Source organism: Bacillota bacterium (genome assembly GCA_013178415.1).
In the GTDB taxonomy this organism is placed as follows: domain Bacteria; phylum Bacillota; class SHA-98; order Ch115; family Ch115; genus Ch115.
Window position 1 is genome coordinate 1 of record JABLXA010000039.1, and the last position, 16,894, is coordinate 16,894.

General features: G+C 51.8%; 10 protein-coding genes and 1 pseudogene. All 11 read right to left on the reverse strand.

The features are described 5' to 3' along the window. Positions 1 to 378 precede the first annotated feature (378 nt). The gene (locus HPY52_16390; protein NPV81811.1) at positions 379 to 873 is read right to left on the reverse strand and encodes a DUF4411 family protein; all 495 of its coding nucleotides are present in this window, start codon (positions 871 to 873) and stop codon (positions 379 to 381) included. Beyond that, positions 873 to 2,027 (reverse strand): ImmA/IrrE family metallo-endopeptidase, encoded by a 1,155-nt coding sequence (locus tag HPY52_16395; protein ID NPV81812.1) that lies wholly within the window; start codon positions 2,025 to 2,027, stop codon positions 873 to 875. The genes HPY52_16390 and HPY52_16395 overlap by 1 nt, the downstream gene beginning before the upstream one ends. A 212-nt stretch (positions 2,028 to 2,239) precedes the next feature. After that, positions 2,240 to 5,389, reverse strand: a complete 3,150-nt coding sequence (locus tag HPY52_16400; protein NPV81813.1) for a type I restriction endonuclease subunit R — start codon at positions 5,387 to 5,389, stop codon at positions 2,240 to 2,242. After that, positions 5,386 to 6,150: pseudogene (locus HPY52_16405) on the reverse strand (DUF1829 domain-containing protein). Before HPY52_16405 ends, HPY52_16400 begins: the two are co-directional and overlap by 4 nt. Positions 6,151 to 6,235: 85 nt before the next feature. Beyond that, positions 6,236 to 7,459, reverse strand: coding sequence for a restriction endonuclease subunit S (locus HPY52_16410; GenBank protein NPV81814.1), 1,224 nt, complete (start codon positions 7,457 to 7,459; stop codon positions 6,236 to 6,238). 91 nt (positions 7,460 to 7,550) lie between these two features. Next, positions 7,551 to 9,137, reverse strand: coding sequence for an SAM-dependent DNA methyltransferase (locus HPY52_16415; protein ID NPV81815.1), 1,587 nt, complete (start codon positions 9,135 to 9,137; stop codon positions 7,551 to 7,553). Between the two features lie 338 nt (positions 9,138 to 9,475). Continuing rightward, positions 9,476 to 10,504, reverse strand: a complete 1,029-nt coding sequence (locus tag HPY52_16420) for a hypothetical protein (protein ID NPV81816.1) — start codon at positions 10,502 to 10,504, stop codon at positions 9,476 to 9,478. Between the two features lie 248 nt (positions 10,505 to 10,752). Then, positions 10,753 to 14,247 (reverse strand): glycosyltransferase, encoded by a 3,495-nt coding sequence (locus tag HPY52_16425; protein NPV81817.1) that lies wholly within the window; start codon positions 14,245 to 14,247, stop codon positions 10,753 to 10,755. Positions 14,248 to 14,326: 79 nt separating this feature from the next. Then, positions 14,327 to 15,301, reverse strand: a complete 975-nt coding sequence (rfbB, locus tag HPY52_16430; protein ID NPV81818.1) for a dTDP-glucose 4,6-dehydratase — start codon at positions 15,299 to 15,301, stop codon at positions 14,327 to 14,329. A gap of 129 nt (positions 15,302 to 15,430) precedes the next feature. Further along, on the reverse strand, positions 15,431 to 16,399 hold the full coding sequence (gene rfbD, locus HPY52_16435) for a dTDP-4-dehydrorhamnose reductase (GenBank protein ID NPV81819.1): 969 nt from the start codon (positions 16,397 to 16,399) through the stop codon (positions 15,431 to 15,433). Positions 16,400 to 16,462: 63 nt separating this feature from the next. Then, the coding region (locus HPY52_16440) for a dTDP-4-dehydrorhamnose 3,5-epimerase family protein (GenBank protein NPV81820.1) at positions 16,463 to 16,894 on the reverse strand (432 nt) is incomplete at its 5' end.

A 16,894-nucleotide genomic window follows, 5' to 3' on the forward strand; every position in this document is an offset into this window, starting at 1 on the left:
ATTTGACCTCCCTCGTTTACTCAGGCTTGCAGGTTTCGGTACGGACATATATGTGCGGCAAAGGCCCGCACAGGGGGCGGGGTTGGAAAATACCTAGCTGGAAGGCGCTACCTGCGAAATATGGGTTAGTAGTTAACACTGTCCGCCGGAGACAATGCTCGTGGTTAAACTTACGACCATGTCTTCACCGGCTTCATCATCTGGGGCAATATACCGGACGCCTCATAGATAGCTAGATGCTCAGGATTCAGCTACCAGAGGATCAGTAGGGGCCATGTCAATCGAGCTTATGCAGATGGAAAATGTGTCTAGCTGGGCTTTTGCCTTACCCGACACCTCAAAATCATTAAGAATCAGGCCAGGGGTGCGGGAGTTGGGCTAGCCAAATCTAATTCCTAGGCTCCGCAGCATCCCAAATGTATCGATATATGGAACATGAAATGCATCACAAACATTCGGGATCGGGACCTTCCTTTTGGTCTCGTGATTGAGCTGCTCGTGTGTAACGACCTCATGGCCATGAACTCTTGCATACGCGACCAACCAACCATCTGCCCCGCTGGCAAATGCTGCTTTGGCAGTATCAGAAAACTGACCATGTTCGTAGACCCATTGCATAATTTGCTTATATGCTTCGATGACACTAACTTCATCCGTAGAGGCAAACCAATTATGAAACTCCCCGCTCACCCATGCTGCAAAGTCATCGTTGCCTTTTATGAGTTCGTCCCTTACGCGATCAATACTGCATACTCGCCCGGCTGTGGCATGGTCCAACAGGGCCTGCCAGAAGGCCGGGACAAGATCGAAGGCATAGTACCTACGGGCCGCTTCGATGAATACGTTGGCGTCAAGTAAGTATGGGCGGTTCACTATTGCTGCAAGCCTCCGGAATCAAGCAATTGTGCATACTGCGCAAAAGTCTTTCCATAAAGTCCTGTCAACTGGTAGGCTTCACGGTAAAGAAGCCTACCCTCCCTGGTGGCACGCACTACAGCCCTGGCAAAACGCAAGCCAATCCGTACATTCTGTGTTGCGTAAAAATCCCCACCTCCATAACTTTGAGCAGCAGTACGATACTCGCTATCTCGGTAGGTCTGGTAAAACTCAAGGAACTCGTCCCTTGTGATAAGCGAAAGATCCAGAGCCCTGCGCGCAATAACCAGTTCACTTACCTTGAACTGGCGTGCAGCCTGCTGATAGGGATTGTCCTCGTGACGAATAGAAGCCCATTTCTCATGCAGCTCGGACGCCGGCACAAGAAACTCTGCAGCCACCCGATTGCATGCCTGTTCAATCTCATCATTTGCAGGCTGAAGTTCACGCAAATCAAACACTGCGCTCCTTCCGAACCATAGATGAGCCAATTCATGCGCCAGAGTAAACATCTGCGCCGCCTTGCCGTCAGCTCCATTTACGAAGACCAATGGGGCGTATTCATCAACAAGAACAAAACCGCGGAACTCACTTACATCCAACTTTCGGTGCGTGTTATTTCCAACAATCCCGTTAATGACAACAAGGATACCTGCTTCTTCCATGCTCTTCTGCAATTTCCTCAGCGCCTCAGTCCAGGTCGTCTGCCTAGCCGCCCATTCTTTATTGAGGCCAAGCGCCTGTCTCATATCCTGAGCAAGTTCGCCCGGTCCGTCTTTAACTCCTGCCGATCCTACAAAGGCTAAACGCTCTGCTCCCTGTTCAATAAGATACTCGCGCATCCATTCCTGACGCCGTTGCATCATTTGCATAGTCTCCAAAAGGTCGGGACTTGGTGGAAGTGCGACCTGGCTGTTGGAAGTGCGGAAGTAAGGAATAGGCAGCCGTTCCTCCGGCGGTTCTGGGAGGAAAAAATATCCTAGTGGCGTTGAAGTCGCCCTGGCCAGCTGTTCGAGTTCTCGCAATGTCGGCCGATCTTGACCATTGAGCCATCTGATGAGCTTAGGAAATCTCTCCTCGATCTCGGAGCGCCTGGTCGAGCGATTGAGCGCCCAACGCAGGACAGCCGGACTTATGCCTATGCCGCCCATGATATAACCTCTTCCTACAAAAGCGTAAAAATTGACTGTGTAAACATTATCGCATTAAAGTATAAATGGATCAATCAACTTCCTGGTCGAATTCTGTAAAGGGAATTCCCAGAAAACCTCTGGGATAACCATTCACCGTGAACTGAAAATAGTAGCGCAGGCCCTTGCCACCCAATTTACCCAGATAGGGCAAGAGAAGCATCGCATCGGCATTAGCTTTTCACCCAATCCTTGCAGAGCACTTCCGCCTGCTCCAATACGAGCTCGGTCGCCCGGGCCTGTTTATCCGGCGGGTAGCCGTACCGCCGGAGAATTCGTTTAATCATTACACGCATTTGGGCGCGGACGTTTTCCCGCAGGGTCCAATCAATTGTTAGGTTGTTCCGCACGGTGCGGACCAGTTCCTGGGCGATAGTCCGCAGAGTGGCGTCTCCTAGAACCTTCACGGCGCTGTCGTTGACCCCCAAGGCGTCATAGAAAGCGACCTCGTCTTCGGTCAGCCCGAGCTTTTCACCGCGCCGGCCAGCCTCCCGCATCTCCCTAGCCAGCGCGATGAGTTCTTCGATGACCTGTGCTGTCTCGATAGCACGGTTGTGATACCGTTTGATCGATTGCTCCAGCATTTCGGCAAAGGATCGAGCCTGAATGATGTTCTTCTTACTACGCGTCTTGATCTCGCCTTCCAGCAGTTTGCGCAGCATTTCCACGGCCAGATTGCGATGTGGCATCCCTCGCACTTCCGCCAGGAATTCATCTGAAAGGATAGAGATATCAGGCTTCTTTAGACCTGCGGCGGCAAAGATATCGATGACTCCATCCGAGGCCACCGCCCTCGATACAATCTGGCGGATGGCATGATCCAGCTCATCGGGGCTGCGCTGTTCGCCGGTCACGCTCTTACTCAAGGCCGCTTTCACTGCCTGGAAGAAGGCCACATCGTCCCGGATTTCCAAAGCCTTTTGGTGCGGAACGGCCAACGCAAAAGCCCTGGACAGTGCCGTTACGGCCTTCGCCAGCCGATTCTTGCCATCATCCTGCTGGAGTACGTGTTCCTGAGCAGCAGGAATCATGGAGAGCCTTTCCTGTGGCCCACCGCGCTTCCAGGAAGACCAATCAAAGCCGTGAAAGATATCGCAACAAACCTCATACTCCCTCAGCATCACCGCCACCGCCTCTCCCTGGTCGATGGCCGTCTGCCCCTTACCTCCGCTTTCTGTGTAGGTAGCCAGTGCTTCCTTTAGCTCATGGGCCAGACCCAGGTAATCCACCACCAGGCCGCCGGGCTTATCCTTGAATACCCGGTTCACACGGGCGATAGCCTGCATCAGCCCGTGCCCCCGCATAGGTTTATCCAGGTACATCGTGTGCAGACAAGGAACGTCAAAGCCAGTCAGCCACATGTCACGGACAATGACGACCCTGAATGGGTCAGCTGGATCCTTGAATCTCTTGGCTAGTTCTTCACGCCGGGATTTGTTGCGGATATGTTGCTGCCATTCCGCCGGATCCGATGCTGACCCGGTCATCACGACCTTCAGGACGCCTTTATCATCGCCATCATGGTGCCAGCCGGGCCGGATTCGGACGATAGCGTTGTAAAGATCCACACAAATCCGGCGACTCATACAGACCACCATGGCCTTGCCATCCATGGCCTCGAGCCGGCGCTCGAAGTGGTCGACTATATCCTGGGCGATCAACCTGATGCGTTTTTCAGTGCCTACCAGGGCCTCCAGTTGCGCCCACTTAGTCTTAAGCCGTTCCTTATGCTCGACCTCTTCGCCTTCAGTGACTTCCTCAAAGTCCTTGTCCAGCTTTGGCCGCTCGGTCTCATCCAGCTCCAGCTTGGCAAGACGGCTCTCATAATAGATGGGAACTGTCGCCCCATCCTTTACTGCCCGTTCGATGTCATAAACGCTTATATAGTCGCCAAATACCGCTCGGGTGTTCTTATCCGTCAACTCGATGGGTGTGCCGGTGAAGCCAATGAAGGAAGCATTGGGCAAGGCCTCACGCATATGCCGGGCGAAGCCATCGATAAAGTCGTACTGGCTGCGGTGAGCCTCGTCGGCAATGACCACGATGTTGCGCCGGTCGGATAATAGCGGATAATGATCCTCGCCTTCCGTCGGGAAGAACTTCTGCACGGTGGTGAACACGACGCCGCCTGACGCGGTGCGTAGAAGGTCGCGCAAGTGAGCCCGGCTCTCCGCCTGAACAGGCTCTTGGCGCAAGAGTTCGTGGCATCGGGAGAACGTGCCGAAAAGCTGGTCGTCCAGGTCATTCCGGTCAGTGATGATCACTAAAGTTGGGTTCTTCATCGCTGGTTCCAGTATCACGCGCCCGGCATAGAATGCCATAGTCAGGCTCTTGCCCGAACCCTGGGTATGCCAAATAACCCCAATGCGTTGGTCACCGGGCTTTGCGTCACGCTGACCTTTGACAAAATATGTACCTTCCTCTTCATACCCCAGCCAGGGAGGAGATGACGTTGCACAGGCGCGAATAGTCTCAGCCAGAGCCACATTCACAGCGTGGTACTGATGATATCCAGCCATTTTCTTCACGAGCACCCCGCCACCCATGTCTTCAAACACAATAAAATAATGAATTAGATCCAAGAATCGTCGCCGGTCGAATACTCCCTTCAGAAGCACCTCAAGCTGAGATAGCGTTTCCGCAGCTAGTTCCCCGCCTTCGATGGTCCGCCACGGCAGGAACCATTCACGGCCTACCGTCAGGGTGCCGATACGGGCTTGCGTACCGTCGGAGACCACTAGAGCCTCGTTATAGGCGAAGAGCGATGGGATTTGCTGCTTATAAGTCTGCAACTGATTAAAGGCCGACCAGATGGTGGCGTTTTCGTCAGCAGCGTTCTTCAGTTCAATGACAGCCAGCGGCAGACCATTGACGAAAAGGACAATATCCGGCCGCCTCTCATAGCGATCCTCCACGACTGTGAACTGGTTAACGGCCAGGAAATCATTGTTCTCCGGGTTGTCATAGTCAAGCACACGAACAAGATCGCCCATTATGGAACCATCTGTCCGCTGATACTCCACCGGCACGCCCTCAACCAGGTACCGGTGTAGAGTATGATTATCCGCAACCAACGAGGGCTGGTCTAGCCTCGTGAGCTTACGAAACGCCTCCTCCAGAGCATCCGCCGGTACCTGCGGATTGAGCTGCTGAAGTGCTTGCCGCAGGCGGCGCTTCAGGACGACTTGCCGATAATCCTCGCGCTCAGCCTGCAGTTCACCTGGCGCAATCTCCGGCCCGGAAAGGATAACGTAGCCGAGGCTTTCTAGCCAGGCAAGGGCGGCCTGCTCGACGGTGGATTCGGTAAAACCGGAATTAGTCATGCGACAAGCTCCTCCCTCACATCCTCCCGCTTGCTCCAGGGAATTGGACGTACACCATAGTTTCTCAACGCCTCAAGAATATCGGTTGAGACTGACTGTTCTGAGTCATTGAGAAAGGCGTAAGCCCTTGAATCTGTGGGTCGAACTTCTTTCGTATCGATCCATGCAAACGCGAAAGCCTGGGCGGTGTCTCGACTCGGGCGATTAATGGCGCGGAGAATCCGCTCTGGTTGGCGACGCGATCTGGGGATCACGAAATCGAAAAGGTGATCATAGCCACTTTTGCCTGTAAATTTGACCTTAGGGGTGTAACGCACGTCATGGAGGTCGAGCCAGGCTACCACATCCTCGTAAAACAGGTTGGCCACCACTGGCGCCGACAAATAAAACATATCATTGATGGCCAGGATCGCCTGCACGAGATTATGCTTACGCAATGCAAAATTCTCAGGTGAGGCGTGTACCTCCAGCGAAGTATCATGAAGCTGTACCCCAAAACCGTTCAAAGTCATCTTGAGTAATTCCTGGCGCCTCGGACTCTCAAGCTTTCATCCGCTTTGCTCCAGGTCCGTGATTGTAAAACCGTCGTCGGTCAATAAATAGCTGCTGTTTTCCTTCCGTACATAGATCTGAATATAGTCGTTATGGCGATCGAGATAGGGCGTCGTAATCTCGACCCATTGACCGACCTGGCGAAGCAGGGTCTTATCCCGTAGCCAGGCCAGGTAATCATCTACGAGTTTTTGGATCTCCTGAATCATAGAAATAACCCCCGCTCGATATGCGGCGGCTGCGTGATATTGCAGAACCGCATGAAGTCCTATTGCGTAAGATTCATATCGGCCATTATGTGCACCTCCCAACGATTCGCTCGGCGTCAGCGACGCGGAGTTCGCCGGAGATGAGCTTGGGCAATAGGGCGTCACGAAGGGCGGCGAGGGTTCGGGATTGCCCCATCGCAGACCTCGCTCGCTCAAACAAGGGGTTCACTACTCGTCCGAATATCTTGAAAACCAACGAGTCGATAGCTGGAGCGGCGAGCTGATAGTCGGCAAGGCTGTCTGAAGGTACACGCTGTCGGCCACTTGAACCGGTCATTCGCTGAATCGCAAATGTACGAAAATTATCATCCCGGGCGAGTAGATATGCAAAGACCGCTGGAATCGGCTCTCGTGGCCGAAGAACGATATACTCAGTTGATCCCCAGCCAACCTCCCCGTCCTTGAGAAAATCTACATAGGCAGTCTTGCCATTCTCCAGACATGGGGTAATCCGGGCGAGCAGCGTGTCTCCATTGATGAACTTCATTCCCGACCCCACCTCGCGATCAATCCAGGAGTCGGGAGCATGACTTCGTGTGGGCATACTTGCCATTTCCAGATACGGTGCGACGCTTCCTCTTGGGATGTGCCGCGGGGGATTGATATCGATGAGCGCTGGTAGAGAATATATGCTCCAGCCTCGCGGCACTTCACCAATTTCGGAGTCCTCAAACGAATCCGGAAACAGCTCGGCTATATGCGGAGCTAGTCCAGCTGGCTGCTGGCCAGCGGCCTTGGCGCGCACCGGATCGAAGTCTACGAACCATGACTTAAAGATCGCCTGCGCCATCGCCTCCAACGTTTGGTTCATCCGCCGGTTCAACTCGATCTTGTCGTCCAAGGCTCCCAGAATACAGGCGATGGCTTGCTGTTCCTTAAGTGGAGGCCAGGGAACGTTAAGCATTGAAAGGTCACTACCCCTGATGCCCGCTGCTGCCACCTGTTCTGCTATTGATATTACAGCTTGCCTCCCCATAGGAGATTGGTAGTAATAGTAATAGAACAATGGGTCCCCTTTATCAGGAGAGATTCGGGCTCTCATCAGATGACTTTCAAATGTGGTAGGCTCTTCTGCACCCAGAAAAATCGAGCACTTCCCTGCGCCAGAAAGTACCAGAGACTGACGGGCGAATAACAGATCGCCCGGTTCGAGAAGATAATGAGCTGCCTCATCGCTCGACAAAGGTACCCTGTCCCCCTCAATGTCATGAATTCTCGAATACGCGAAAAGTACACCCATATTTATCATGGTGACGCCTTGTCCACGCACACGTTTTGGCCGTGTTAGTCCGTTGCGTAACGGAACTGATAAAAGCTCCTTGAATGGGATGACTGGCCACTCACCCGCCATACCCGATCTCCTCCAGATTCGCCCAGATCGCCTTATCCAGCCGCTCCGCCTCTTCCATTTGCTTCCGCAACTCCGCCGTCAGGCGGGCCATTTTCTCCTCGAATGGCTCATCGTCCTCTTCAGTTTTAGCTGCGCCCACATAGCGGCCGGGGGTTAGGATATAGTTCTGTTGGCGGATCTCATCTATGGTAGCTGACTTACAGAAACCGGGAATATCCTCATAAGGTGGTAGCTCACGCTCCTCGGCCAAGGGCTGGGGCACACAGGCGCCGGCAGCGTCACGCTTAGCGCGCCAGGCGTGATAGGTGCCGGCAATCTTCTGAATGTCCTCATCCGTCAGTTCCCGGTGAACGCGGTCGATCATCGTGCCCAGCTTACGGGCATCGATGAAAAGCACATGGCCACGGCGGTCCCGGAAGCGCCCGTTCCTTTTATCACGGGCGATGAACCAAAGGCATACCGGAATTTGCGTAGAGTAGAAAAGCTGACCTGGCAAGGCGACCATGCAGTCCACCAGGTCGGCCTCAATGATATTCTTGCGGATTTCACCCACACCGGATTGATTGGATGACATGGAGCCGTTGGCCAGAACGAAACCAGCCAGACCGGTGGGGGCAAGATGATGAATGAAGTGCTGAACCCAGGCGAAGTTGGCATTAGAGGCCGGAGGGACACCATACTTCCAACGCTTATCCTCCTTGAGCAAGTCACCATGCCAATCGCTATCGTTAAAGGGCGGATTGGCCAGGACGTAGTCGGCTTTCAGATCAGGGAAACGGTCGTTGTGGAAGGAGTCGCCGTGTTCGATCTTCCCGTCAATCCCCCGGATGGCCAGGTTCATTTTAGCCAGCCGCCAGGTAGTATAATTGGATTCCTGACCATAGATGCTGATGTCGCCGATCCTGCCGCCATGGGCTTCGACGAACTTGTCCGACTGGACAAACATGCCCCCGGAGCCGCAGCAGGGGTCGTAGACCCGGCCCTGGTAGGGAGCGAGCATTTCTACCAGCAAGCGGACGACGCAGCGGGGCGTGTAGAACTGGCCACCCTTCTTCCCCTCAGCGCTAGCGAACTGCGCAAGAAAATACTCGTAGACGCGGCCCAAGATATCCTTGGAGCGGTTCTCCCGGTCGCCCAGGCCAATGTTACCGATGAGGTCAATGAGCTCGCCGAGGCGCCGCTTATCCAGACCCGGCTTGGCGTACTCCTTGGGCAGCACTCCCTTGAGCGATGGGTTATCACGTTCGATCGCCAGCATGGCCTCATCAACGATCTTTCCTATATCGGTCTGTCTGGCATTAGCCTGAAGCCGAGCCCACCGCGCCTCCTGAGGCACCCAGAAAATGTTGACAGCGCGGTATTCGTCAGGGTCCTCAGGATCCGCCCCTTCGCTACGCTGAGTCTCGAGTCTGGCATGCTGATCTTCAAAGGCGTCCGAGATGTACTTGAGAAATATCAGCCCTAAAACGACGTGCTTGTATTCAGCAGCATCCATGTTGGAACGAAGCGCATCCGCTGCCTGCCATAATTCCCGCTCGAAACCAAGATTTGCCCCATAATTATTCTGCTTCGCCACCACTTATCTCCTTCCAGACGAAAGACTCGCACCTCAAATGCTCGCCCTATTCCTCTGCAGTATGCTGGGTCACTCAACCTATATTGGATATCTTACCCTTATCGTAACTCCTGTTTCCATAGATAGTCAATGGGAACATGCGGGAATTGTTGTCGACCATAATAGAATCATTTTCACTGACTGTGGATGAAGGCGACCCCGCATGTTGCCTGCTGAGACTTGCGGTGATCTCGGGTAAACTGGGAAAATCGTATCATCTCGAGGTCACCTTGGACATCCTTCGCACTATTGACATCCGGTCCCGGGATTCCCCCGACAAGAACATTGGTACAAACATTCTATATCGGGATATATAAATCATCAAGTTCCGGGAAATAATGGTAAACACTAATGCCCAAATCATTGTATTTGAGGGTGGAGGTGCTGATAGCAAACTCTCTTTCAACTCTTCGATTATTGACCCAACTCAACACCTCATCATCTTGAGGATAAAGGCTTATGCACCTGTCACTAGTATATCTTCTTTCAAGATAAAGCGGTATGAGGGATGTTGAGATTTGCAGGACGTCCCTATGAAATGCCCCGCTGAAGTCATAGGGAGCAAGAGAGTGATCGTAATCATCACTTGGCATGTATCCCAAGAACCATGAGCTTTGGTTAACCAGTCTCTTTGCCCTCCACATTTTACTGCAGTTAAGAGCAAAATACAGTCCATATTCACTTGAGTGAGCCCTCCCGCGAAGGTAGCGAGCAACCTTTAGGTAGTTTGAGGGATTTGGATCAAATTCTAGGATAGAGTCCTGAGGCACCTTGAATACTGACAGGTAGGTATATTCACTATCTGATAGGCGGGCCCTTAAGATCGGCCTGCCATCACTGCTGGGTTTATTTTCTCCATAGAAACTCATTATCCCCATTTTTAAGGCCACTCCAATATTGGAGCTCACATCTAAAAACATGGCACTTCGCGAGTACTGCTGTCTTAAGGCTTGAAATAAGAATTGAATCAATTCACGGTCAGAACCGGGAAACCAACTACTGTAATTAGGATACAGTTCCTCTAGAATATCAGCAAAAGTTCTATTAACCATCCAATGGGAGATTGCGGGGTGTACTTTTCTCAGATCATCTACCATATGCTCAAATTGGTATGAATAAAGGCTCCCTCCAGGCTTCATAAAATACCTCGCAGCAGATGGGATAGGCGGCCAATTATGTTCCTGGCCCCTATAAAGAAAGAGCTGCCCCTTACTCTCTTCCTCTATTCTGCGGATTTCGTCCTCCAGAGCTTCGATGGTAACAATGGGCATGCGCACGCTGATCGCCTTTCCCGATACGTTTTTCTCTGCGCCTCTATACTGTCTCAACCTACTACTGAATGAATCCTGTACCGTGCTTTATTGGATTGTCATTGCACAGTAACCACCCTAGCCTACATGCTGCATCCTGCCGTAGATATCATATGGAAGTCCAGATGCAGATCTACCTGAATTGTCTTAACCTATGCCCGCTTGGATTCAGTGTCCCTGTAAATTGTAATAGTCATGGTTGCCGCCAATGCCATATCTCCCCATCCATTCCATCTATACCTTTTATTAGGCCGACATGCTTCGGCTTAATGGTTGGACCCTACCTGCCGATATACATACACATCCATCGCGACCCTCAACTGATACCCTCCCTTCACCATCTCAGCAGGCAGCCGGCTAAACGGCATTTCGTCATCCGGTGAGCTTGATATCTGGCCGATGAGATTCAATTCTTTCAAGACCCACGCCTTGGTCAGGAAGCAGAAAGGCTCCAGGCTCTTCACCGACGCATATCTTCCCTCATTACTTGATCTAACCATCTCAGCGATCTCTCTGATGGTTGTATTGGAATCTATAGCCGAAGAAGCAATGTATTGTATGGATCGCTCGGAAGCAGAGCCGTTGGAAATCGGCCCGACTGCCCCGACCAGAGGATGCGATTCAACGCATTTCAAGAGGCCTTCAAGCCACCCTTCGGAGACTATGCAGCTATCATCCATGAATACAACATATTCTCCGATCAAAGCGGCTAAATCAACGGCTTGTCCTGATACAGAACCATCAGTGATACCCTCGGGCAAGGCTACATTATGCGCTGATATAATCTTCACAATGAATCCCTGTCCACGCGCTATCGAGGAAATCCTATCATACTGCTCGTCTAAGATCTTCTGACCTATTAGTACCAACTCTATTGGTGTTGAGGTCCATTTTACCAGACTGTCAAGACACCTTTGCGTCACATCCCATTCATTCTTCACCATAAGTATCAAGGAGACATCAGGAAAAGCCTTAAGCTCCCGTCGCCATTGTTCGCCATTTTTCACGAAACGCGCAAAAACGCCGTCGGAAAGGTATATATCCTGCTCATCCAGCTTTACTCTACCTGACCAGTAGCTGTTGAGAAGGATGATATTATCACTCACTTTTCTAAAACGCTCGGGACCGCTTATGGACTCATGATGAATCAGGACACTTTTGGGCTCATAGACCACCCGGTACCCAAGAGAACGGACCCTGAAGCACAGATCAACATCTTCATAGCCGTTATAGTAAACCTCATTGAACCCAGCAATCACCTGGAACAAAGGCATTGGGATCAGCATGCATGCTCCGGTAACTGCCTGAAGATCCCTGGGTTTATTGGTGGCATCTAGGTCACCCGGCAGATACCGATAGATATGGTATGGCGCCAAATTAACCCCCATAATCGGATCATCGGCAATGCCGACTCCTGCATGCTGGACAGTGCCATCAGGATACAGCAGTTTTGCCCCAACGACCCCGACCCGCTCGTCTTGCGCCCTCGAAAGCAAAGCTTCAAGCCACCCGGGTTGCGGCTCGGTATCGTTATTGAGGAAAACGAGGTAGTCGCCGCGAGCAATTTTGGCTCCCTGGTTACAGGCGCGCGCAAAGCCAAGGTTTTTCTCATTTCTCACGACAGTGACATCACCCTCAAGCTCAGCGAGAACATCAGGAGTCGCGTCGGTAGAGGCATTGTCAATGATGATCACTTCGTACTGTAGTTCCTTAGGAGTGTTAGCTTCTAGCGCCTGAAGGCATTTCACCGTATACTCTATCTTATTGAACACAGGTATAATAATCGATACCTGATATCGCCGACCTCCGCCAGGTTCACACTCCGGAATCGCGGAGGATTGAGCATAACTGGCCAGGAGAGTTCCGTACCCTTCGAGGGTCTTCTCAGCCGCCCGCTTCCAATTATACCGGGAAAGGATTAGCTCGCGGAATTCCTCACGTCTTAGGCGATCTTGTTCAAAGTTTTTGTACGCCGCCAATGTAGCCTCTCGTATCGATTCGGGATCCGAAGGGTTACAGTAATATGCATAGTCTCCGAAATACTCCCATGTGGCTCCTCTATTTGTAACTACTACACTACAATCTGCTACAGCCGCCTCCAGAGCCACCAGACCAGTTGTCTCCATCCAGCTTGGAAGAATACACACCCGCGCAGCCGCATATGCGGATGCGAGATCTTCCTGAGTTAATTGATCTATGAATAGGACATTTTTCCCCGCCCACCTTTTACAGAGATGTGCATAGTCCCTCTCATTTTCTTTCCCGACTATAACAAGAGGCAGATCTTCATTATGTAAAGCATATATAGCGAGGAGCTGATTCTTAAGACCCTCCAACCTTCCAGCAATAATCACAAAGTCCCTTACTCTATACTTATCAGCGAATCGATCTGCATCCCCATGGAGGAAGATCTCAGGATTTACCCCGTTCGGTACGACGGTGAATGGCTTATTGCAGATTCCATGACGCAGGCTTATCTCTCGCATTTCAAGCTGGCTATTTGGCAACAGGTAATCCACCTGTTCAAAGAGACGCCGCTGGATTGCCTGCTTCACCCGATAAAGAGGAGACGGAGATACTGGGGATATTCCCTTGATCTCTAGGGTTTGGTCACGCAGCTTGTCAATGTAATTCTCAACCTGAGTTTCATCTTCTGAAGCCCTGAAAATCGCTCTCACAGCCACGTCTGCCCATAAGGTCTCGGTTCCATCCCAATAAATCGTAGATAGACATACAGGAAGCCCCACCTGCTTAAGATGCCGTACCTGTTCAAATTCTTCGTGGGCGATTTGGCTATTGAAGACATGTGCCAAGTCATATCCCACACCTATCGGATGCCCTGACAGCGATATGTCTATCTCTACACCTAAATCCTCAAGGTTTCTCTTAGTCTCAAGCATTTGTATAACATCGCCGCCAGGCTTCCAGAGAGAATCCGAACGATTCACGAAGAGAACCTTCAAGCTTGGGTCCCGAGGCAAGCCGGAAGCGTGGGATGGCTGCTTCTCACCGACTCCGAGGAGATAATCATACTCCCCACGCTCAAATTCCGCCACAGTTAGATGACGATCCCGGAATACACTGGCAAGCGCATTACGCAGGAAATGCATATCGAAATAATGAAGATGTTCTAAGGATGTCCTATACCCTATCCACTGCTCTGCCATAATAATAGCTCTAAATGCGCCGGCATTAGGTGAAAGAAGAATCAATCTTCCACCGGGCTTCAAGACGGCGTGTATAGCCTCCAGAAAACTGCGAAGGTCCCGAACATGCTCCAAAACATCGAAGGCCGTAACAACATCAAAAGACTCAGGCGGTAATGATAACGAGTCAATGGTACCTAGGTGGGCTTTCAAGCCTTTCTCCCTCGCCACCTGCACGGCAAACAGGGAAACATCAACACCCTCCACATCCCATCCTTTGCCGGCAGCCAGAGCCATGAACTTTCCAGTGGCACATCCAACATCAAGGAGTCTGCCATGGCTAGGGCAAAAGAGATCTAGAAGGTTTAACCTCCATGAAAACTCGGAGTTCGGGATAGCATCATAGTCGCTGTACCCGTCTGCCTGGAGTCCTACCTGTCCCGGCTTGAAAAAATAAGATCTATCATAATGGTCCTCTGTATTCTCAGGAATTGCAGCCACGGATTTAAGGCCGCAAACCTTACATTCCATTATGAGTACCCCATCCCCCCGGAGCACGAATGGGATCCTATCAGATGCTCCACACCAGGAACATTTCGATATTAGTTCTGACATCGCCTCAGGATCACTCCAATCCTACTGAGATATTATCTGTGGAAATCGTCATCTTGCCGTGCACCTGTCAAGAGAAACTCTATAGTGATCCTGGACAGCACCGCGCCCGATACCAGGATGCAAGGATAGGGAGCATATCCATTAACCTAGGCTGAGCCTCCCACCCGGTTTCCCTCGCCAGTTTCGACGTATTCAGCGCATATCTCCTATCATGCCCCAGCCTATCCGGCACAAACTGTATCAGACTCTCCGGCCGCCCCGTAGCTTTAAGGATTGCCTTTGCGAGGTCTATATTGCGCCATTCGCAATTGGCGCCGATATTGTAGACCTCGCCGATCCGCCCTTTCTCGATCAATAGGGAAATGGCACGGCAATGATCCTCGACGTGAATCCAGTCGCGAATATTCTGCCCATCCCCGTAAATCGGGAGCGGTTTATTCTGGAGCGCATTTAAGATCATCACTGGAATAAACTTCTCAGGATACTGGTACGGGCCATAATTGTTGGTGCACCTGGTGATGATAACTGGAACGCCGTATGTCTTGTAATAGGCCCTGGCCATCATGTCCGCCGCAGCCTTGCTGGCAGAATAGGGGCTATTGGGGGCAAGGGGACTCTCCTCAGTAAAAGGAGGATCATCAGGCCCAAGAGAGCCATAGACCTCATCAGTGGAAATCTGAATAAACCGGCCGACACCATATCGTTTGGCAGCTTCCAGCAGCACCTGCGTGCCTTTCACATTCGTCTCAATGAAGGGAGTTGGATCCAATATGCTCCGGTCAACATGGCTTTCCGCTGCAAAATTGACCACCACATCAGGACGCTCGGCCGAAATGAGCCGGTCTACCAGGCTTCTGTCGGCGATATCCCCATGGACAAATGAATATCTGGTAGAATAGCTAGGGTCGCTTGCGATATCTGAGAGGTTATCTAGCTTACCTGCATAAGTAAGCTTGTCCAGGTTTACGATGCTCCAATCTGGACGAGTGGCGAATACATGCCTTATAAAGTTCGAACCGATGAATCCGGCACCGCCTGTTACAAGGAGTTTCACCTGCCCACCTCCTTCAAGCACTCCTTCGGCCGATCTATATTTCAAAGGACCCATTTCGCGTGGCCTACGGGGTTACCTACCGGGTCTGGAAGCGCTAATCTATGCTTCAAAGGGTCCTCTCCCTGTCCCCTACGACTCTTCTTTCGACTCTGCTCTGATCTGGTCAAGGTATCGCCCAAGGGCATCGTCCCATATAGGCAGAAGGTACCCGATTGTCTCTCTAAGCGGAAACGGGTCCAGTGCTGAATTCTTCGGGCGCCTGGCCGGCCGCGGGAATTCTTCAGAAGTCACTGCACGAAGGCCTATCGTCAGGCCTGCTTTCTCGAATATCGCCTTCGCGAAATCATACCATGTTGTTACTCCCTGGTTTGTGACATGATAGATGCCAAAGCAGCGGCTTTCTAGGAGATCGGCGCACGCCCGCGCGAGGTCTACCGTATAGGTGGGCGAGCCATGTTGATCCGACACGACTTTCAGTACATGGTCTCCATCAGCCGCGTGCCCTTCGCCCCCGGCAGTAATGTAACCCACATGTCTCTTTCCTAGTTCAAGCATGGTCTGGACGAAGTTCCTGCCATGCGCTCCGAAAAGCCAGCTCGTGCGCACTATGTAGTACTCCCCCATAAGAGACCTCACATAGTTTTCGCCCCATAGCTTGCTCATTCCATAGACATTGACAGGACAAGGCGGATCCCAGATTGAATATGCGCCATCACGATCACCGCTGAATACATAGTCCGTGCTGATATGAAGCAACGCGGACCCCATCTCGCGGCACGCAAGAGCGAGATTCCGCGGTCCCAGAGCATTCACAGCGAATGCCGAATCTTTGTCAGCTTCAGCATCGTCAACCCACGTGTAAGCAGCGCAATTGACGACGGCATCTGGACGTATGCTGGCGATGGATTCGCGAACTGCCTTGAGGTCCGTGATATCAAGCTGGTGGCTGACCTGTCCGCATTCCGTGCAACCGGGCTTCTGGCCGCGCCGCGCTGTATTTCGATGATACAGCGCTACTACATCGTAGCCCCGATGTAGCAATTCCGAAACCATATCAGTGCCTAGCATTCCCATTGCACCGGTAACCGCTATCTTCATTGAATAGAGCCCAGGAACCCCACCCGAACCCTAGCATGGGGCTCGCCGGACGGCATTCCTCCTTTATCCATGCCTTATTTCCCACGAATAGGGTATGCTCGGGTCATTATAGGCCAGCCGGAATTCGTCGGGTTCAGCATAGTTATATAGTTCTGTCGGGAAGTTCACGATGAGCGCAGTCTCTGGTCCCTCAGCCGTAAAGCCATGGTAGACATGGGGCGGGATCTTCACCAGAATCGGATTGAGTCTCCCCATATGAAATTCATTCACCTTTCCTCTGGTGGGACTATCCTCACGCTGGTCGTAAAGCACCACCTTGGCCATGCCGGCGACGCACACGAAATGATCCCATTGCTTCTTATGATAATCTGGACTTATGATATAAGGCCCCACTATATGGAATGCGGCAGCTAGCTGGGAGTCTGTGATGGAAACAGATAGCATGGAAAGAGTCGCAAAATTACTTCTTTGGCCATCCACTTGCCGTGCGTTGGT